Source organism: Arthrobacter sp. Cza30 (genome assembly GCF_059090765.1).
The window spans coordinates 55,977-75,633 of sequence record NZ_JBNHGA010000008.1 but is presented as its reverse complement, the minus strand read 5'-3'; the positions used below and the strand labels follow the sequence as shown (position 1 = coordinate 75,633).

Annotated in this window: 14 protein-coding genes and 1 tRNA gene; 9 read left to right on the top strand and 6 right to left on the bottom strand. The window is 58.6% G+C overall.

All coding sequences use genetic code 11. From position 1 onward, the window contains the following. Positions 1 to 121 precede the first annotated feature (121 nt). Positions 122 to 1,018 (top strand): Lrp/AsnC family transcriptional regulator, encoded by an 897-nt coding sequence (locus AC5RVZ_RS25150; RefSeq protein WP_494068355.1) that lies wholly within the window; start codon positions 122 to 124, stop codon positions 1,016 to 1,018. A gap of 349 nt (positions 1,019 to 1,367) precedes the next feature. Here the strand turns inward: AC5RVZ_RS25150 and AC5RVZ_RS25145 are convergent, their stop codons facing one another. The 5 genes from AC5RVZ_RS25145 to AC5RVZ_RS25125 form a co-directional block, all read right to left on the bottom strand. Then, complete coding sequence (locus AC5RVZ_RS25145; RefSeq protein WP_494068354.1) at positions 1,368 to 4,049, bottom strand: hypothetical protein; 2,682 nt, start codon at positions 4,047 to 4,049, stop codon at positions 1,368 to 1,370. Between the two features lie 271 nt (positions 4,050 to 4,320). Then, a tRNA-Phe gene (locus tag AC5RVZ_RS25140) sits at positions 4,321 to 4,396 on the bottom strand. Between the two features lie 335 nt (positions 4,397 to 4,731). Continuing rightward, positions 4,732 to 6,567 carry a DNA methyltransferase gene (locus AC5RVZ_RS25135; RefSeq protein ID WP_494068353.1) on the bottom strand — a complete coding sequence of 612 codons (1,836 nt, stop codon included), beginning with the start codon at positions 6,565 to 6,567 and terminating at the stop codon, positions 4,732 to 4,734. Next, positions 6,564 to 8,342, bottom strand: coding sequence for a DNA methyltransferase (locus AC5RVZ_RS25130; RefSeq protein ID WP_494068352.1), 1,779 nt, complete (start codon positions 8,340 to 8,342; stop codon positions 6,564 to 6,566). The genes AC5RVZ_RS25135 and AC5RVZ_RS25130 overlap by 4 nt, the downstream gene beginning before the upstream one ends. Then, a complete protein-coding gene (locus tag AC5RVZ_RS25125; protein ID WP_494068596.1) occupies positions 8,339 to 8,533 on the bottom strand; it encodes a helix-turn-helix domain-containing protein in 195 nt (64 codons plus the stop codon). The genes AC5RVZ_RS25130 and AC5RVZ_RS25125 overlap by 4 nt, the downstream gene beginning before the upstream one ends. A 1,464-nt stretch (positions 8,534 to 9,997) precedes the next feature. Here AC5RVZ_RS25125 and AC5RVZ_RS25120 point away from each other — a divergent pair. The 8 genes from AC5RVZ_RS25120 (at position 9,998) to AC5RVZ_RS25085 (ending at position 17,671) form a co-directional block, all read left to right on the top strand. Next, positions 9,998 to 10,636, top strand: a complete 639-nt coding sequence (locus AC5RVZ_RS25120; protein WP_494068351.1) for a hypothetical protein — start codon at positions 9,998 to 10,000, stop codon at positions 10,634 to 10,636. 545 nt (positions 10,637 to 11,181) lie between these two features. Next, positions 11,182 to 11,316, top strand: a complete 135-nt coding sequence (locus AC5RVZ_RS25115; RefSeq protein WP_494068611.1) for a hypothetical protein — start codon at positions 11,182 to 11,184, stop codon at positions 11,314 to 11,316. 59 nt (positions 11,317 to 11,375) lie between these two features. Further along, entirely contained in the window at positions 11,376 to 11,609 is a 234-nt protein-coding gene (locus AC5RVZ_RS25110; protein ID WP_494068595.1) for an HNH endonuclease, read from the top strand. A 970-nt stretch (positions 11,610 to 12,579) separates the two neighbouring features. Beyond that, positions 12,580 to 13,071: a hypothetical protein gene (locus tag AC5RVZ_RS25105; RefSeq protein WP_494068350.1), complete on the top strand. Its 492-nt coding sequence runs from the start codon at positions 12,580 to 12,582 to the stop codon at positions 13,069 to 13,071. A gap of 22 nt (positions 13,072 to 13,093) precedes the next feature. Beyond that, the gene (locus AC5RVZ_RS25100) at positions 13,094 to 15,154 is read left to right on the top strand and encodes a DEAD/DEAH box helicase family protein (RefSeq protein ID WP_494068349.1); all 2,061 of its coding nucleotides are present in this window, start codon (positions 13,094 to 13,096) and stop codon (positions 15,152 to 15,154) included. Further along, positions 15,151 to 15,342 (top strand): hypothetical protein, encoded by a 192-nt coding sequence (locus AC5RVZ_RS25095; protein ID WP_494068348.1) that lies wholly within the window; start codon positions 15,151 to 15,153, stop codon positions 15,340 to 15,342. Before AC5RVZ_RS25100 ends, AC5RVZ_RS25095 begins: the two co-directional genes overlap by 4 nt. Further along, positions 15,339 to 17,258: an AAA family ATPase gene (locus AC5RVZ_RS25090; RefSeq protein WP_494068347.1), complete on the top strand. Its 1,920-nt coding sequence runs from the start codon at positions 15,339 to 15,341 to the stop codon at positions 17,256 to 17,258. Before AC5RVZ_RS25095 ends, AC5RVZ_RS25090 begins: the two co-directional genes overlap by 4 nt. Beyond that, the gene (locus AC5RVZ_RS25085; protein ID WP_494068346.1) at positions 17,255 to 17,671 is read left to right on the top strand and encodes a hypothetical protein; all 417 of its coding nucleotides are present in this window, start codon (positions 17,255 to 17,257) and stop codon (positions 17,669 to 17,671) included. Before AC5RVZ_RS25090 ends, AC5RVZ_RS25085 begins: the two co-directional genes overlap by 4 nt. 379 nt (positions 17,672 to 18,050) lie before the next feature. Here the strand turns inward: AC5RVZ_RS25085 and AC5RVZ_RS25080 are convergent, their stop codons facing one another. Then, positions 18,051 to 19,565 (bottom strand): helix-turn-helix domain-containing protein, encoded by a 1,515-nt coding sequence (locus tag AC5RVZ_RS25080; protein WP_494068345.1) that lies wholly within the window; start codon positions 19,563 to 19,565, stop codon positions 18,051 to 18,053. Between the last annotated feature and the right edge of the window lie 92 nt (positions 19,566 to 19,657).

Sequence of the window (19,657 nt, the reverse complement as noted above, 5' to 3'; positions counted from 1 at the left end):
CGGACCCCTGAATTCACTTCTGTTCCGATTTCGGCGCATGTTTTTGCGCAAGCGCTTGCATGTGCGTCGTATCACTGGATAATTGACGACGGCGGTGCTCACTTGGGAGGTTAAGGAAACTTTGGCGGACCACACCGAAATGATCGACACAAAACTCGTCCGTGCCCTCCAAAAGGAGGGCCGGGCCAGCTACCAGGAGCTGGCGCGCGAGCTCGGCCTGCCGCGGGCCACGGTCTCTGCTCGGCTGCGGGAGCTGCTGGACAGCCACACGGTCCGGGTGGTGGCAGCGGTGGATCCGGCGTTCCTGGGCCAGCACGTGATCGCACACGTCTCTGTGGTGGCGTCCGGGCCGGTCCGCCATATTGCCCAGCGGCTGGCGGAATGGTCGGAGGCCGTGCTGGTCTCCGCGGTCGGCGGCACCCATGACCTGATCGCCGAGATTCGCGTCGCCACGCACGACGAACTGCACGCCGTGCTCACCCAGCTCCGCGAGCACCCCAACGTCGCCTACATCGACACCCTGGTCTACACGAGGGTGGTCAAGGGCCTCTTCATCTCGCAGTACGCCGGCGAGGTCGCCATCGACGGCGTGGACACCCACCTCATCGAGATCCTGCAGCATGACGGCCGCACCAGCTACCGGGACCTCGCCGCCGCCGTGGGGCTCACCCCCACCGCCGTGCGCTCCCGGGTGCAGCGGCTGCTGGACGCGCGGATCATCCGGATCAGCGCAGTGGAGTCCCGCGGCGCCGGCGGACGGCAGCTCTCCATGGGCGTGGGCCTGAACCTCTCCGGCGACAACGACGCCGTCCTGGAACTGCTGCGTGGCTCATCGCACGTGGAGTTCGTCGCGCAGACCGTCGGCCGCTTCGACGCCATCGCCACCCTCGCCGCCCAGTCCCCCCGCGACCTCCTCGCCCAGCTCGAGGAAATCCGCAGCCTCCCCGCCGTCCGCCGCACCGACTCCTGGCTTCACCTCGAAGTCGTCAAGGAAGACTACGCGAGGCGGATTTCCTAGAAAACATGTCCTCTAACTTCAGAATTCTCATGATCTATCGAACATCAAGAGTCGCCCCAGCGGAATTGACCGAGACATTCTTGGCAACACAATAAACAACAATCACTAGCTATCGTCGACTATCGGACACGCGACTTGATTTCTACAACGCTAGGTACCCATGGCCAGTAAGACCTGGAAAAGACGCTCATACTTACATGACCGGATTATCTCCTAGGCGTGAAGGTATAAATACCGCGGATCGAGCAGCGCTAACATAGGAGACAAGCCTGAGTAATCGTGATGCTTAGACGCTTCATTCATCTACATGAGATTCAGGCACCCATACAGTCGCACAATAACTGAACTGCTATGCAAGTATGTCATCATTATGCCCCTCAGACCCCACCAGCACGTGCAATTCAAGATCTACTGCCCTCGTGCGTTCATCCTCGACGGCCAAAACAAAGGAGACTGCGTCACCCACATTCAATCGAGAGTAAGACAGCCCTGCACCTAGACCCGACTTATGAAAGTAGACACGTTCCAATTGGGTCGAGCTTTCAATGAACCCATATCCGCCGAGAAGCGAATAGATCGTTCCCTCAAGCCGGGGTTGCACGGCAGCTGGAACACCACGAGCACTGTCCAAGTCGCCTATGGCCTTTAACAATCGAGACAAAGGGTAAGAAAGATGTCTTACGCTCGCGTTCCTATTGACGATCTGAACCAGATAGGGCCATTTATCGGAGGGACGCACCTGACTTACACGTCGGGTTAGCTTGTCAAAGAAATCCGGCATTGTGTCCACGTCACGTTCGAAGTCGCGGCACTGAAAAAGATACTTCATCGCACTGATCGCGGCCTCACACGCTGCATCCCGTAACTTCTTATCTGCCGCACCACGGTCAAGTTCGTCGGAAGCCAATTCGAAGGCAGCAATGGCGTCATAGGCTGCTTGGACGGGGTTCCGGGCTTCAGTGAAAGCCGAGCCAGCTCTTCTGCAATATGCATCGGCCAAGGCCGTAAGAACAATTAGTCGCAAGCGACCCTCAGCTTCAGCGACCGCCGTTTCCAGGAGATCAATACCTTCGTCAAACTTGTCATGCCAGACTAAAGTCGTTCCAAGAATATAGGCCGTATCCGGCACTTGAAGAACCTGATGCGCCTCTTTAGCAAACGGAACAGCCAATTCCGGTTCGCGCATGGTACGAGCCAAATGGCCGGCATAGTAAAAAGCTACGACCGCCTTATGCTCGGCAGTTTCCGCCATTTCATAAGCGACCAAGTACGATTCCCTTGCCGCGAGCTTGTCGCCATTTCCTGAATGCACGAAAGCTTCGACGCGGTGGACTTCCCAAAATTCCGGATTCAATCTTTTAGCTTCGTCAATGAGTATAAACGATTGTTCATAGTCCTTGACCCTAGAGGCACTTAATGCTCGGCGGAGTAACTGAGCACTTGGCGCATCGGTCTCAAAACGGACTCGAACGACATTTGGGCCGAGGGATCGCTTGCCCGCTTCCGCCGATCTGCGCTCCTCCTCCCGAAGGAAATCGGCTTCGTTCTTCTGCACCTTCGTGCGAATAGGATGATTGCGGGGGACGACCGTTGACGTGAATTGCCGCGCAGTATCTGTCAAAGATATCATTGTCGCCATAGCAGTATCGCCCGTGATCCAGGAGCGCACGAGTGATCCTCTAGTAAGTTCCCGGACAGATGACCCCACTTCTTGAACGGTTTTACCAAGTAAGACAACGAGATCATCCTGAGTGACAGGTCGGCGAAGTGCCTCCATGGCGATGAAGACCTCAGTTGCGGCACGGCTTAAATTATCGTATACGGATCTTACACAGTAGTTTAATAACTCATCCTGGTGCCGAATGGACGTAAGGGGATCATGCCCTGCCTCCGTAGCGAGAATGAACCAGCGAATGGCCAACGGCGAGTAACGAAGCTTTGATACGATAACTTTGCGAGAATCACCAGATATTTTCTTCAACGAAGCTACATCACGGTACCTAATAAGCTGGTTTAAGAGATAGAGTGCATCTGCTTCACCTAGAGGCCGAACATCAATCCTGCGTTCAATTTGCCCTACTCCCTCGCGACTTGTGATCAGAAAGGAAGCTTCGTCCGGCAATCCCTCGTAAAGCTGCAAAAACTCGTCGCCATTGAGCGTTTCTAGGTTGTCGATTATAATCAGAGGGCGGAATCCGTCAATAACGGACGACAGTTCTTGAATGCCGCCTAAAAAGTTTGGGGAGGCAGCGACACCTAGTGCTTGGGCAACGCCGACTAGGTCCGATGCGTTGTTTTTTAGCTCCTGCACTCCTGTCCCAGTTAACCGCTCACTCTTCAGCGAGGACCACAGAATCAGGTCAAAGGGTTCGTCGGGGTCGTCCAACAGCTGATATGCCACCTCAACGGCCAACGCAGTCTTGCCGATTCCGCCTTCCCCGCAGAGCGTTATGACTGGATCTCTTTTTCGTTTCAAGGCCGCACAGATACGCTTAACCTCATCATCACGACCAACCAGCCCAGTCTCGTCATAATCAGAGTGAGGAAGGTTGTGTCGAATTTTGTCTTCAAGCGGCTCAAATATATTCTCAGGCAGCCAGGTCTCATCAGCGCCTAAGATTTCAAGAACTTTCGCAGTCCCGCTCCAGAACTGGCGATCAAATTTTGTAAGTGAAGACCTTATCCGTTCGAAGTCGCCTGGCGCTAGGGGACGACTGTGCATGACCCTATGACGTATAGGGAGAATCACGTCCAATTCCGACGTGAGTTCACGTGCTTCACCCGCCAAGCTAGACGGCAGGTATCGGCGGTGCCGATTCAACAGATCATAGGCAGCCCGCAGATCAAGATACTCAATGAGCTCCGTCTCATTGCCCATAGGGTCGTCGTCGCGCCTCCTCTTGAGCTCGACAAGGTTTGCTCCGAAGATCGTTGCCTCGTCATCCTCGATCGGAAGAACAAATCTGTTGAGCAGAGAACGGACGTCCCTCTCAAATGCGTCGATGAGAGCATACATCTGTTGCGAGCTCATTCCCCCAGCTTTCCGTTACGTCATTCTCGACTGCGATAACGCTTTGAGCATAGCGGAAGCGATCCCAGACTCGCGTCATGACCATTACGCTGGGAAGACTGCGATAAATATTCGTTGCAATAGCGCAGCCACTGGGATTAGTCACTCGACGGCGGGTGAACCAAGTGAAAGTACTGCAGCCGTAAACCAAGTGGTCGAAGATGTCCGCGGTGCCGTAAAGTGAAATTGGCCCCCTAGACGGGTTTGGTCCCGGTCAGGGACCGGGACCAGCAATCCTAGGCGGGATTCGAACCCGCGACCTCGAACTACGTTTCAAGTAGGCGCTCTATCCGCTGAGCTACTAGGGCACGAAGTGCTGGCGAAATTCAGTTTCTGGGCCCTGAACAACACCAGCGCTCAGTGCGAGGTGGATTTACCCTATCAGACCTCACCCCGATCGTGTACTGTCGCCGACGAGATTCCCTAGATTGCAGAGATGACGCTGCTTCCTGGCAATCGGTAGCGCTCGCCAGGTCTAACGAAGTCCACACTAGTTAAATAAATAGGACAGCTTGGCGACGCAGCCAACTGATCGCATCTAGAACTAGAGGCATCTATAGGCGTCAGCCCTTAGATTCCGACAAACGCGAGCAAACTGAGCTGCAACAGTTTGAGCAGGCTATACCCAACCGGCCGTTGCGGCTCAAGCTGAAAGGTAATAGAGGTTGCCCTCCGCCATGAGCTCGTGCCGCAATAGATCTTCCAACGCCTTGAACGACAGTCCAGCCGGTTTGACGTCCTTGGAGATCACCGCGCCGATTGACAGCGAGTAGAGGTATTCAAGGCTGCGCTGCCGCAAGGTGTCGGGATTCTGCCCGGCTGGCAGGGCACCAAGGTGCCGCTTGATGGCCTCGAGAGCGATCTCCCCGACCCCTTCCAACCTGTCGGTCTGGGGGCGGGCTCCTGCCGTGAAGGTGATGACGAGGTCGTAGAAAGGGACAAGTTCGGCCCCACTTCGCCCTTTGTATCCCTTCATGGAGCGCTGCACCTTGTCTAGGACGCTGACGTCGGTCTGCACCAGTCCTGCATGGTCGGTGGCGCCGAGCAGCGCCGACCACACTTTGTCGTCCGCATTGTGGAAGACAACGCTGGCACGGGCTCCGGGGGCCAGCACTCTTCGGACCTCCTCAAACGACCTGGAGAGAAGTTTTTCGTAGTCATCAAGAGTCTTGCCGCCTGCAGCCGTCGGCAAGGACCGGTTTACCACGATTTCTTCGGCGAGGTCCGTGACGTCGCCCAGCCACGACTCCCATACAACATTGCAGTCGGCATAGAAGAGGTTTGCTCCGAAGGGAGGGTCTGTGAAGACATAGTCGATGCTGTCATTGGGCAGCCAGGAAAGGTCCGTCGCTGACGAGCGGCGGGCCAAGGCTAAGCCAGAGCTCTGCTGCAGATTGCCTAGTGCTGGGTGGGTCGCGTAAAACCGGCTAATTTGTGAGAGTTGGTGGCGGAAGATCTCGAAGACATTTCCCTCTGCCACAAGCTGCGGGATGTAAAGCGTCCCGGTCAATGGGCGCTGTCCACCGAAGGCGTTGTAACGGCGCATCCTAGTTGAGTGCCAGGCAGTATTCGTGAAAGCAAATTTCAGGGCTGGCTGGACCGCCCTATCAGCCCGGGTCGTGATGTATTGCCACAACTCGGTGAGGGCAAGCTGGCTGCGGTGGTTCCAAAAATCCGCCACTTCAGTAATTCCCCGCAGGTGCAAGGCGGACCGTCGATACATTTCACGGTCCGGGCCGAGTGGGACCCGCGGGAGCCAGTAGCGAACCGGTTTCTGGGCTAGCGATGCTAGGAGTTCAATGTCCCGCTCATTCGCCGGTCCCCGCTGAAGTTTGCGGCAGGACGTGCATGCTACCGCCTTTTCAGCAGGTTCCGCAGGCACACCTCGGATGCCTGACCGGCTTTGTTCATGACCACATGCCTGGCAAGTGAGTGTCCTGGAGGTACTACCGCTTTCCTGTCGCTGGTCCCACACACGGAGCGCGTGCCCGCATCTGGAGCACGAGTGCACGTCCGTCCACACCATGTGCCGCATCAAGTCTCGGCGACCGCAGGTTGGGCAGTCCGAAGCATAGAGAATCTTCTCCAGTTCGCTCATGGCTTGCGTGAGGGAGACCGCGGCTCCTGCAAGAGCCGCGACCGGCACAGGATGGCTATGGTTGTGGGCGAGGTGCACCGCACCGGGAGCAAGATCCGACATCAAGGCCCGACGACCGGTGTTCAAAGCTGCCAGTCCCGTCATGCCGGAACCACAGAAGGGATCGAGGATCACGGCGTCGGGCTGTGTGCTCGCCAGAATGAAGGGCTCTATAGCCCCGGGGGGGACTTTGGTGGGATAAGTGTGCACTTGGTAGGCGCTGCTGCCCTTCGAGGCGGCAGCTTCTAGCGGAACGGGCCGCTGCGCCGCGCCACCGGTTCCGCTCAGGATGCTGTTGAGTTGTTCGTGGCTTGACAGCTCTTCGCTGCTGGTAAGGCTCATGGCGTTCCTTGGGGAGTGGTGACGGGAACGGGCTCTTGGTTCCGGCGGAGCCAAGAGCCGTTTTCGTAGTCGAAGTGCGTGGTCAAAAGCGTCTCAACCTGGCCGTACGAGTAGCCGTTGAACGAGGCTCCGCGTTCCAACAGGTACCTCATGACGAAGGAATGGAGGTAGGGGGTGCTCCGCCGGCGGGCCGTAGCCCCGCCGATGTGTTCTGCAATCGCAGAGACGACGTCGATCTCCTCAACGGTTTTGGGAACGGAGGCGCGTCGGCTACTCCCGTGGCCAGCAGAGGAACGCAGATGGAGGACGAGGTCGAAGCTCGACACTTTCTCTTGTCGCGTCATCTGTTTGACGCCCTTGAAACTGGGCTGTGACTTGTCAAAGGCCACTGCTGACTCCAGCTTTAGGTCCGCGCTCTCGATGGCCCGTTCTAAACTGCTCCAGACTGCGTCATCGCTGCTGTGGAACATGACACTGGCCCAAGATCCTCGTTTGAGCACGCGGGTGATTTCCCGAAAACTCGCCGACATCAGCTTTTCGTAGTCGTCCAGAGTTTTACCGCCGTGCTCTGCGGCGAGCGAAGTGGAGACCACCGCTTCGTTGGTGGTGTCAGTGAATTGGTCGAGCCAGGACTCCCAGAGGAAGGATGCGTCAGAGTAGTAGATATTGGCCCCAAAGGGCGGGTCCGTAAAGACAAAGTCAATGCTTTGATCCTCGATATGGCTGAGGTTCGTGGCTGAGGAACGGGTTACTTCGCACGTACCGGGGGCTTGTGCCACGGTTTTCGCTAGCTGGACCACCGCGTTGACTTTTCGGCGCAGCAGGGAGAAGACGTTGAATTCATAGGTCAACGACGCAATGTAGAGCGTGCCAGAAAGCACGTTAGTGGGCCTCTTAGGATTCCATTGGTAGCGCCGGGATGCCCGGTTGACGATTGCGGTAGTGGCGAACCTGAGGGCGCCTCGCTCAGGCGAACTGCTAGCCGCCGCCCAGATTGCTGCCAGTGCTCGGAGGTTGCGCTCAGTGAAAAAGTCCGCGGCGGTGGCGATCCCCATCTTTCCGTGTTGTGCCCTCCACATTTCACGCCAGTCCTCCAGTGGCGCAGTGGGATACCAGTCAGTCATACCGGATCTATGGGGTCGGTGGGCGGTCGCAGTTTCGGTGGGCGTCAGGGGGCGCTGCTCCCGAGTCCGACAGCTACCACAGGCGACGGAAACGAGTACGGGGGAGCTCGAAAGCAGCTCAGCCTCGTTTTTGCGGAAGGAGCTCGAACACTGCGGACATTCAAGGTTTTTAGAAAGGGTTCCGTTAGCCTGCCGCGCGGCGTCCCAGAACAGAATCTCCCGCCGGCATTGAGGGCAGGACACGGTGTCCGACCACACGGTGTATTCGATCCGGGCGGCGCCGCTGCAGTGTGTGCAATGCGTTCCGTAAAGTTCCCGCTCCAACTCGGCAAGTCCGGTCAGCAGGTCCTTGCCTGCTGCTGCGACCGTCGCGGCCTCCTGTGCGGCGGTGTACCCGGTGGCGATGTGGACCGCGGCCGGAGAAAGATCGGAAAGGATGCCGTGGCGGCCGGAAAGCAGGGAGGCTACACCGGTCATGCCCGATCCACAGAAGGGGTCCAGCACGGTATCTCCGGGTGAGGTGTAGTGCTCGATGACTGGAACGATGCCTTCCGGCGGGACCTTCGTGTGGTAGCTGTGTGCCCTGTAGAAGATGGACCCCTTGGCGCCGGTGATTTCTTTACGGAACGGCTCCGTGACCTCACGACTCACTCGGCGTCCGCCAACGAGCCGAAACTTACGGTGTACACGACGCCCAGCGCGTCAGCGATCCGCGTTAGGGTTCCCATGGTGATCTCATGTTCCCCACTTTCCCACCGTGCGACGGTGGACTGTGTGGAGTTCATGCGAGCGGCCAACTGCTGCTGGGTCAAGCCCTGAGCTTCACGGCTCAGACGCGCCATCGAGGCAACTTCGGCCCTGGTCCCCCGGCACTGGTGAGCCGTCCTTGCGTAATGGTCTTTGATGGATTGCACAGCTCTCATGTTATGAGCTGATGGGAGTTCCAAATGGCCGACACGCTCTGCGAAGCAGGAGGATTTGTTTCCCACAGTCTTCAAACCGTATTCAGGTTCGAACATCAACCCGCAGTAATGACCGCTCGAGTGCTTCCGCGAAGGGCAGCCCCGGGTAGTGACGCGATGTGTGTCGTTGCCAGCGCGATGGGTGCCTGGGTTGCTCACTTACGGACCACAATCTGCTGCCGCCGGCCTCTAATTCGCCGTACAGCCAATCGAGTTGCGATCTAAAGTGCTGGCGAACCAAACCGGTTGGCTCCTGGCATCCAAAAGCCAGGAGGACGTCTGAGGCCCCGGTTAGCACCTCAGAGATCCCGCTTTGAGCAAATTTCCAAAGCTCAGAATCAGTACCGATCTCATTGACCTGCAGGACGCTGACCGTGGGCAGCGGAAAGAGGTTCGTGACTACGGCTTCCTCGTAGCCCAGAATCCGGGCAGCGAGTCTGACGCGGGCTAGCGTCCTCGAACCGCCGCCGGACGAGGGGTTGAATAGCACGGCCCTCAGCCCGTGCGTCACCTTTTCCCCCCGCCCCCAAGTGCCTTACGAAAAGCTTCCAGCCCGATGGCCGCCTCAAGCACCCGCGCCTCCCTACAGCTTGTCGATCCAGGTGTCTTCTTCACGGTCGTCCCACGCCGATCGTTTGGCCGTGCCTCTCTCTGGACTTTCTTGATGGCGCCGTCCTAACAATTCTTCAATGACCCTCAGGGCTTGAAACCGTGATAATGACCGGAGGCTGGCGACGCTCGACCCGATAACGGATTGCACCAGTGACCGTCGCTCAGCCTGATCCTCGATGCCCGCCACTTCGAAAAGCTCGCGGATTCGGCCAACCTGCTGTTCCATAATCGGTGCGGGACCAACGTCCGCGCCGGAAGGCGCCGACTGCTGGCGTGGAAGATCGAACAACCCGTCTGTCAATGTGAATCCCCGTCGTCGAGAGCAAGAAAACATCCATTCTACGAAGTTCCGGCACATCACACTTCATCCGCTGGCCGGTGCGCCCTACGGGTTAGCTGTCAAAAGCCCCTGGCAGGGTCGTAGCCGTTCCTGGCCCAGGGCTATTCCGGACGCTGGCGTGAACCAGTGAGCGCAGCCGGGTTGTGAATGCACAAGACTCGCATGGCGAAAGCCGAGATGAGCTTGTACAACTGGGACGATTCTGGACGGATTGTTCACGACGGAGGTCCGGGATGGCATGCATCTACAGTCAGGCGGGGTTTTGCCCGCGCTTGAGGAATACTTGGCGTGGCATCATGGCATTTCTAGATGGAAGAACAGGTTGCACCATAACGTGTTTGCGCCCGGCCAGCGGGCCGAAAGGATGAAGTTTGAAGACAAGGGCTGCCTCAATGGTGGTGAACGTCGACACGGGAGAGGACATTTGGGTACTCATTCTTGTAGCCGTCATCGGAGCTTTCGCTGTTCTTGTCTCGGCGTGGGTAGCTAATCACGGGCAACTGAGGAGAGATCGGCATTCTATTGCGCAACAAACTCGAACAGCTGCCATAGAAGCAGCCTCTACATCCATTGACTACTTGGGACAGATTAAGACCCTGATGGCCTGGTCGCGTAGTCCATCGCCCGACGGCCTGTCGGCGCATGCGAGCAAACAATTTCAGGCAGAGTACATGGAAAAGTTGAAGGAGCTCACGGCCGATGCAACGCGGGAGTACTCTCGGGCACTCAAGGCAGTCGCCTTGCTGGCAGGCGCCGCCGACATTGAGGTCGCGAAACAAGGTGCCATGTTGCGGGCCTCCCTTATCGGAATGTCGGACACGGTCATACCCCTCGTCAGGCAAAGAAAGTTTGCCGATGCTGCAGCAGAAGTTGAGGTGCGCGGCCCTGATATCGAGAGAGAAGCAAACGTACTGCTGTTCATGGTGCAGGCCGGCAGCCGGCTCGAAAGCACAAGGGCTTGGGGTCCGTACTTCTTTCGGAGCCGCGACCAAGCGAACGTGCACTACGACAGCGTGACCGCGCGCGAGTGAGTGCTGGAGCCAATGCACCGGGTGCTGCTGGGCTTGCCACATCACCTTAGCGCGCCCCATTGGCATTATTACGCGCCCCATTGGCATTATTATTAGTCCTCAGAGCCAGCATGCCCCGGGGCAACTACTCGACGGCTGACGTCTCGGCAGCGAGTGGGTCTAAAGATGCCTGCCCTCCCGCCGCTACCGACCCCATTGCCGATGAATGCAGGAGAGGAAGCTAGACGTCAATGGCTAGGGGACTATTTGCGCTCGTGATCTTAAAGACGTTGCAGGAGGCTGCATGCCTGCTCATAGATATGTCGATCGCACTTGTCGCTAACGCGGTTCCTAACGATGCCGATGGTGAGCAGCAAACACTAGATAACCGGGTAAGGTTACCGGATGCTTTCTACGTAGGATCAGAGCTAGGACTTGAGGAATGCTGCGCAGGGCTGAAAATGTAACACTCTATCATCGTCCCGGTTTTTGGACAGGGAAGGGCCCAGTTGAACTGACCATCGGCAGAAGAGTTTATCTGCTTGGCAAGCTATCGAGGGCTGAGTATGAAGATCGCCACCAAGCTCAAGGCCGACATCCTGCCGCAATCACTACTATCGGCGACCGGAGATACTGGCAATTCCAGAATAGGTTCTACTGGGAAAACGACGGCCTTACATCTGACGAAGTTTATGCTCTGATAGTCACCAGGGAGCAACGAAATCGACAGAGGATTGACCGTGCCCAAGCTACGGTGGCGATGGGATCTATGCCACGAAGTGCTTCGGCCCGAAGGGCCATTCCTGATGATCTGAAGCAGTACATTTGGACTCGCGATGAGGGCCAGTGCCGCAATTGCGGTTCGACCAGCGATCTGCAATTCGACCACATCATCCCTATAGCCCTGGGCGGGAGCAACACCGGCGAAAACTTGCAGGTATTGTGCGGCCCCTGCAATCGCTCGAAGGCTGCAGGTCTGACAGTGCGCCGCTGATGCGCATGACTACGATTTATCAGTAGACACAATAGAGTACGTAATTCCTGGGACTGACCACTCATGGCTGCGAGCACATGCATAACGCAAGGGCTGCCATAACTCCCAAGTCCGACAGCTGGTGCCACCCATGAAGCGGCACGAGAACGCAAGGATGAGTTCATGAAGCGAGCGTTCACGTAAATCGCCTTCCGACTCGTACCCCAGGACATGGAGCCGGGGTCCAACGACGTAGGGTTGCAAGCCTCGCATGAGACCCCTGCAGCAGAACCGCAAACGTGGACCAACAGTTGACTGCAGGATGCAAGCTAATAGGCGATGCCGGGAATGGTTTCGCACGCATGGTCCAAGACTGATCTGCCATTCGGTTGTGCATCAACCGCAAGGCCCCTGTGGTTTCCTGATACATGGACACCTGCGGACCTCCGTCGAGGCATAAGACTTGTCAGCACTTCGCTAGAATGCCTCGCTTAATCACCATGCACGCCTTGCGGAATTGGCGCCTTACAACTCCTGCCAGAATGGCGCGCCGAGCTGGACCTCCCAGTCAAACGTAGACTGATGCTCGAACGGGTCACAGGCATAACTACTGTGTGCGACACATTGGGCGTCCCTTCACGACGCCGGATGACGAACAGCGTGGACCCTCGTCCCCACAGAACGGAATATCATTCGAAAGGGACAAGCACCGATCTTCACAACGAAAATGGGCCCCGTGGAAGACATTGATCAACTGATGATGATCCAGTCGTCTTTCATTGGGGTCGTGTCGCTCTCGATTGATAGCTGCATCAACTTATAGCATCAGAACGGTGCCGGCAGATACGGAGAAGTCCTCGCGTTCAAGCCGCACAACAAACACCGAGGTTATTGGGTTCAAACGTGACGTCCGTCAGATGCTCTAAGCCGAGGTGTGCGTGGGCTATGGTCCACAGTGAACCAGTGCCATATCGCCAAGGGGGTCCCCACTTTGCCCGCGCTCACCAAGGCTGAGCTCCACGAGCGCATACTCGCGTCTCTAGGTTCCCATGTCGTAGTCCACGGCCCGGTTGACTCTGCACCACTCTGGCTTGAGGTCGCCGGCGTTGTGCCGCTAGCGATTTGGGCGTTCACGCTGACTAATCCCCCAGGAGGGCGGCATCCATCCGAATCCAAGATTCAACTCATTGTGCCTGGCCAGGGTCGTCGTGACCGCGCCAACCTGACCGGCCCGCCGGAATGCTTCAAGCTTCTTGTAGGCGTCCATCCGAGCGATAACCTCTATGTCCTCTGGGACGCCTACAAGCAAAGGGACTTCACTTGGTCCAAGAATGTTCAGGTGCGAGGCCAACTGCTATGGGACGCTCAGGTCGAAGGCATAGCGACCGGCCATCGTCGTCTTGCAAATGCAACCGAGACTGTGATCGTGGCGCGTGGTGATCAGCTTCGCGACGCCATCACGCTTCGAATTGGGACCGATTAATGACCGGCCTAGCGTGGCGCGCATGTTGACTGACGTCTCTCTGCGGAGGCGCTACAGCAGCGGGCGTGAAGATCTTACGGCGACCTTCTTCACGCCTTGCCTGGCCGAGTCAGTACGCTATGACCGTGCCGTCGGCTTCTTCAGCAGCACCCTCTTCGTGCTCGTCGGTGCGCAGGTGGCGAATTTTGCGCGCCGGGGCGGGCGGCTAAGACTCATCTGCTGCCCGCGTCTCAGCGTGAGCGATATTCAGGCAATTGAGCGGGGATACGAAGCCCGGACGAGCATTGGCACCGCGCTCCAACGAGAACTTGAAGAGGTCCTTCTCGATCCGGTCGGGAAAGCTGCTGCCACGGTGCTTGCGACCCTTATCGCTTGCGATGCCCTTGAGATCAAAGTTGCCTTCCGGGCCGGCGCGAGCGGGATCTTTCACGACAAGGTCGGTATCTTCACCGACTCTGAACAACACCAGGTCAGCTTCAGCGGCTCGCTCAACGAGTCATGGTCCGCCTGGTCCGGCGCTGGCAATTATGAAGGATTCCATGCTTTCAGCTCCTGGCGCGATCCTGAACGAACCCTGGAGGACGCCCAGTACTTCGAAGCCCTATGGCGTGGGGACGAACCAGGTATTGAAGTCATCCCATTCCCAACCGTGGTGCGTGACCAACTGCTCGCACATGCCGACCCCGACGGGCTCGTCATCGCCGAGGAGCAGCTCCGTGAGACCTTGGAACGAGAACGTGGCGAACAGGCTGCACGACTCCCACAATTGCGGCGCCACCAAACAGCGGTCCTCGCGGACTGGGAGCGTTCCGGTTTCCGTGGCCTTGTGGAGCATGCCACCGGCAGTGGCAAGACACTTACCGGACTCACCGCAATCCGGGCTGCTCTAGACGCCGGCCATGCAGTGCTCATCCTCGTCCCGGCAGTTGCCCTGCTCGACCAGTGGCAGCGCCATCTCAGCGCGCATTTTAAAGCAGGAACTACCCTTCTTGCTGGCGGAGGCCATAACGAGTGGAGAAACGGAGCTGTTCTGCGCAACTTCCTCTCCCCCGGACGACGACGGATCGTGCTCGCCACGATGGACACCGCTGCGAGCGAGGGATTTACGGGCCGAGTCCGCGGTCTCCACCCACTCTGCCTAGTAGCCGACGAGGTGCACAACCTCGGCAGCCCGCGACGCCGCCGCCTTCTCCAAAGCATTGATGCGGACTGGCGGCTAGGGCTCAGTGCGACTTGGCAACGCGAAGGAGATCCAACCGGAACCGCTGCAATCCATGACTACTTCGAGCACGTCCTCGCGCCCGTCTACACCCTGGCAGACGCAATCGCTGACGGGCACCTGTGTCAATACCGATACGTAGTCCACGAACTGGCCCTCAGTGAGACGGAACAAGCACAGTGGTTGGCTGAGACCAGGCGTATCGGCCAAGCGCTCGGCCGCGCGCAAGGCGAGATTACGGAAACGGTACAGCAACTGCTGATCCGTCGGGCACGGATCGTGAAACGTGCGACAGCAAAGACACGCCTCGCGGCCGATGTGCTCGTACATCATTACAAGGATGGGGATGCCTGGCTTGTGTACTGTGACGACACTTCACAGCTTCGCGAGGTGCGGAAAGCTATTGAATCGCGAGGACTAGCCTGTATGGAATATCACCGTCAGGCTTCCGGCGACGAGTCAGAGGCGTTGTCCGAATTCGAACGGAACGGAGGGATTATGCTTGCGATCAAGTGCCTCGATGAGGGCGTCGATATCCCTCGTATCGACCACGCATTGATTCTCGCCTCGTCGACCACCCGCCGGGAGTTCATCCAACGACGGGGCCGAGTTCTTCGAAATGCTGATCGAAAATGGCGGGCCGAGATACACGACGTGATCATTGGCGCGACTGGCTTCGACGACCCTAACGCTGCGTCGTTTCTCCGAACCGAATTAGGGCGCGCGCGCGAATTCGCCGCCAGCGCAATTGATTCGTCCGCAGCGCAGTACACCTTGGAACGACTTGAACGCGAGCTCGGCGCCGCTTCCGGCGCATTCACCGCGCCCAATTCCTTTGAAGTCTCGGAAGGAGACGACACATGACGGATGACCGACCGGACCCTTTCACCGCGCTCCAGACAGCGGTGAAAACCTTAGGGCTTGATCTTCCGGACGAACTTCTCAAGCAAGTCCTGGAGCTGGAGTTGGCCGCCGACCCACATGGCAACCGCGACGAACGGCGGGCTCGGCTGCGTCGGCTTCTTGAACAGGCCGGAGGGGCAGGCGAATGATTATCACACGACTGAAGGTCACCAACTTTGGCCGGTTCTATGGGGCTCAGCAACTCGACTTGGGCCAGGGCGTGTACGTGATTCACGGCCGAAACGGACTGGGCAAGACAACGCTGCTGAACGCTGTGCGTTGGGGTCTGTACGGGCACTACAGCGACCGACAAGGCCGCCCTGTCCCTCCCGCCATCATGCTCAACCGTGCCGCACGGCGCGAGGGCGAACGGCAATTCAGCGTGGAGCTTCATCTCCAAAACGGATCTGACGTCTACCTCATCCGGCGCACGCAGGTGGTATCCGACACCGGATCACCTGCGTCCGAACAGTACATCGAGCGCAACTCCGCCCCGCTTAGTGCAGCCGACCGCCGACGGGCCATCGACCACCTCCTCATGGAGGACATCTCACGCTTTTTCCTGTTTGATGGGGAACAGCTACAGCAGTATGAATCCTTGCTATTTCGGGACGACACCCGCAGCCGAACGATCAAGGAATCGATCGAGCAGATTCTAGGTTTGCCCGTGCTCGAGCAAACGATGACTGACCTCGAAGCGGTCAAAGATGACTTCGGCCGAAGCATGGCTCGCCATGCACGACACAACAATCAATTGCAACAGTATGCCCTGCGTGCCGAACAGCTCCAAGCAGACTATGAATCCAAACGCGAAGACCTCGACGAGCTCAAGGCGAAATGTTTGGTTCAAGAGGAGATCGTCGCTCAACGCGATGCCACCCTGCAACAATTCGACAATTCTGCTGCAGCCGTTGCAGAGCTCGACTCATTCGCTCAAAGGGGACGAGACCTTCGACAGCGCCGTGAAGATCTGGGCGACATGCGTGCCGCGAGCCTCCAACACGCCTGGCGAGATATGCTGGCGTCCGTCGTTGCGCCCGTTCGGGCACGCATGGAGGCCACGCACGCCCAGGAGCAGGAACATCTCCGTGCCCAATACCGGCAAGAACTGCTCCTCGAATCGATCAGCCATGGTCAGTGTGCGATCTGTGAAAAGTCGCTCGACGTCGCCCACCGACACAAGATCGAAGCAGAACTAACCCAGCCGGCACTGGGAAGCGACATCTACCTCAACGCCCCAGACGCCGCGCTTCTTACTCAACTGGCAAGCATCACCGATACAGGACAACTCAGTTCGGCAATCTCACTAGACGAACGACTGGCAAACCTCGACAGCGAGGAAATCGTGCTTCGTCAAGAAGAGGGCCGGTTACGAGCAGCCCTGCAGGAACTTCCCACTGCTGAAGTGCAGACCGCCGCCCGTGAGCGCGACCAAGCTCAACAGGAAATAGGGCGACTCCGTGAGCGGATCGACGAAGCCGAAGCCGTCTTGCGCGACATCGATAACAAGCTCCGCGACGCGCGGAGCCGGCTACGCGGCGGATCAAACGAGCCCAGCCTGGTTCGAGCATTCGATCTCGCCGCCGATCTTCAAGCCGTATTCGACGCCGCGAGGAGCCAGTTCCGCAACGAACTCCGGGAGGCGGTAGAGGCCACGGCCTCGGAGGTATTCAAGGAACTCACAACCGAACCCGCCTACTCAAGGCTCAGTATCACCGAAAACTACGGCCTCGAGATCCTTGGAGACCACGGAGAAGTAGTCACGGGTCGGTCCGCGGGCCAGGAACAGGTCGTTGCTCTCGCACTGATCGCTGCTCTGAACCGAAACGCCACTCGCCGTGCCACCGTCATCATGGACACGCCCTTCGGGCGCTTGGACCCCGGCCACCGCACCAATATGCTCCGCTATTCATCGCGCCTTGCCGAACAAGTCTTCCTCCTCGTCCATGGAGGCGAGATCGCCCCAAACGATCTGCAGTCGATCGCAGACAAAATCACAGGCGAATTCGAACTTCAATATGACGACCCCGATCGGACAACCCTCGCCACGCGGAGTGCCCTATGACCACGACAGCAGCACCACAGGATAAGACCCAGCTCGGGCTGAGTGTGCAGGCCTCTGATGACCTTGAGTACATCAGGGAACATCTAGGCTTGGCCCAGAGGCTCGACGCCTACCGGCTTGCCGTTGCCTCAGCCATGGCCCGAGAACTCGAACCCACGGACGAAAGCATCAGCCGCACCACGGCATACAACGCCACCGGCACCCTCGACCTCGACGGCGCTATTCGAGCCGCTGTGCTCGCCATCCGTACAGATCATCACGGCCGGCCTTACGCGCTGGTCGAGCGGCTCGCGGAAGCAGGACTTAGGGAAATCCGCGAGCATTTGGAGAACGGACTACCAATACGCGATTACCTCGCCACCATGAAACCATCGCCGACCTCCGCAGAGAGGGGGCAAGTGCTACCTTCCTGAGGTAGCAGTTGCAGTAAGCGTGGAGCATCCATATCAGGTCATAATGCCGAAACCCCCTCGTTGCACACCTAGAGAGTCTGGGCTTCGACTGTTGCCGAACGAAGTCCACCAACGAACGTAACGCTCCGTGTCGCTCCTCTTGAGAAAACTGCGTCCCTTCTGGACCCGGCTCATGCCGCGCTCAGAGCATCGTTCTTTGAACTTAGCCGGCCGTATCTGTCGACCGTGAATTAAACGCCATTTTTTTCGCGGGGCTTCCTGGGGGATCCGAAAAGCCTTAACAATAAACTCGTTAGGTTTGTGACAGCGAGCTTGCAGAGAAGCTAGGGAATTTTCGCCGATGCCAAGGAGACCGCGGCAGGTTTCCTCCTCAAACTAACTAACTGCCCGCGTGCGCCTTTAGGAATGAATACACTTCTGTCTCATCCACCCCCGGGAAAGCGCCGGGGGGCAGGGCCGCTAGGAGGTGGGAGTTGGCGCGGGCGCTGGGCCAGGCGTGGCCGGCCCATTGGGCGGCGAGGTCGGCGGGTGGGCGGCGGCAGCAGGATTCGTCGGGGCAGTTGGAGACGGAGCGTTCGGGGGTGTCGCGGCCGCGGAACCACTTCACTTCCTTGTAGGGAATACCGATGCTGAGCGAGTACTCACCCGACGAGTGCCGCTCGGTGATGGCCGTGCACCAGAAGGTGCCGGCCTTGGTGTCCGTGTACTGGTTGAAGGCGCGGAACTTGTCCGGCACGTCGAACACTGCCCGTGAGGTCCAGTTGCGGCACACAGGCTGGCCTTCGATGGCGCCGGTGTGGTCGGCCGGAAAGTTCACGCCGTCGTTCTCGTAGGCTTTATGGATGATGCCGGAGACGTGCACCTTCTGGAAGTGGCAGGTGATGCCCAGGTGATGAGTGGCCAGGTTGGTGAAGCGGTGGGCGGCCGTCTCGTAGGAGACGCTGAAGGCGTCGCGCAAGTCCTCGATGGCCAACTCCTTGGAGGTTTTGGCTTTCTGCAGAAAGTCCACGGTGGCATGCTCGGGCATCAGCAGGGCGGCGGCGAAGTAGTTGGTGTAGACGCGCTGGCGGAGGAAGTCCGCATAGTCGGTGGGCGCCTGGTGGCCCAGGACGTAGTGACCGACGGCCTGCAACAGGACGGACCGGGGATCGTGTTCGGACCGGTGGCCCTGGGTCAGGTAAATTCTGTTGTTCTTCAAATCCGTCACCGACCGGGTGGAATGCGGCAGGTCGCTGACGTACTGCAGGCTGAAACCGAGGTGCTCGGCGATGTCCGCGGCCACGTGATGGGAGAGCGGCCCGCCCTTGAACCCGACCGCCTTGAGCAGCTCCTGAGCCTGGGCCTCGATGTCCCCGTAGTGGTTGTTGCGCGAGCGCATTTCCGCCCGCAGTTCGGTGTTGGCCCGGCGGGCCTCTTCGGGTGTGGCGGCCTGCTCGTCCAGCCGGCGTTCCAGCTCGTGCTGCAACCCCACCAGTGACTCCAGCACGTCCAAGGGAAGCCGCGAGCTGACGCGGACCTTCGGCAGGCCGAGTGATTCGTACAGTGGCCCGCGCTGGTAGCGTTCCAGCTCGATCTCCAAGGCTGCCCGGCGGCTGGGCGGCTCCGCCCCCAGCAGCTGGTCGATCCCCACGCCCAGCGCCTTTCCAAGCGCCTGCAGCATGCCGAGCTTCGGTTCGCGCTTGCCGTTTTCGATCAGCGACAGCTGTGACGGCGCGGCGCCAACGGCGGCACCGAGATCGTCCAGGGTCATGCCCTGGGCCTTGCGCAGGTGCCGCACCCGCCGGCCCAGGCTGATGACGTCGATTTCGGGCTCGGCGGAGGCACCGCCGTCGTGCTTGGCGGGACGATTCCAGCTGGTGGTTGTCATTTCTTGAGAATACGAGAAGAAGTGCAAATCTTTCCAGCATTTTCTCTGGTTTGCGTGTTGCAGAGTGCGGAATAGTCGGTTTCACGAAGGATTTGGCCCGGACCGATCACCGAGGATCG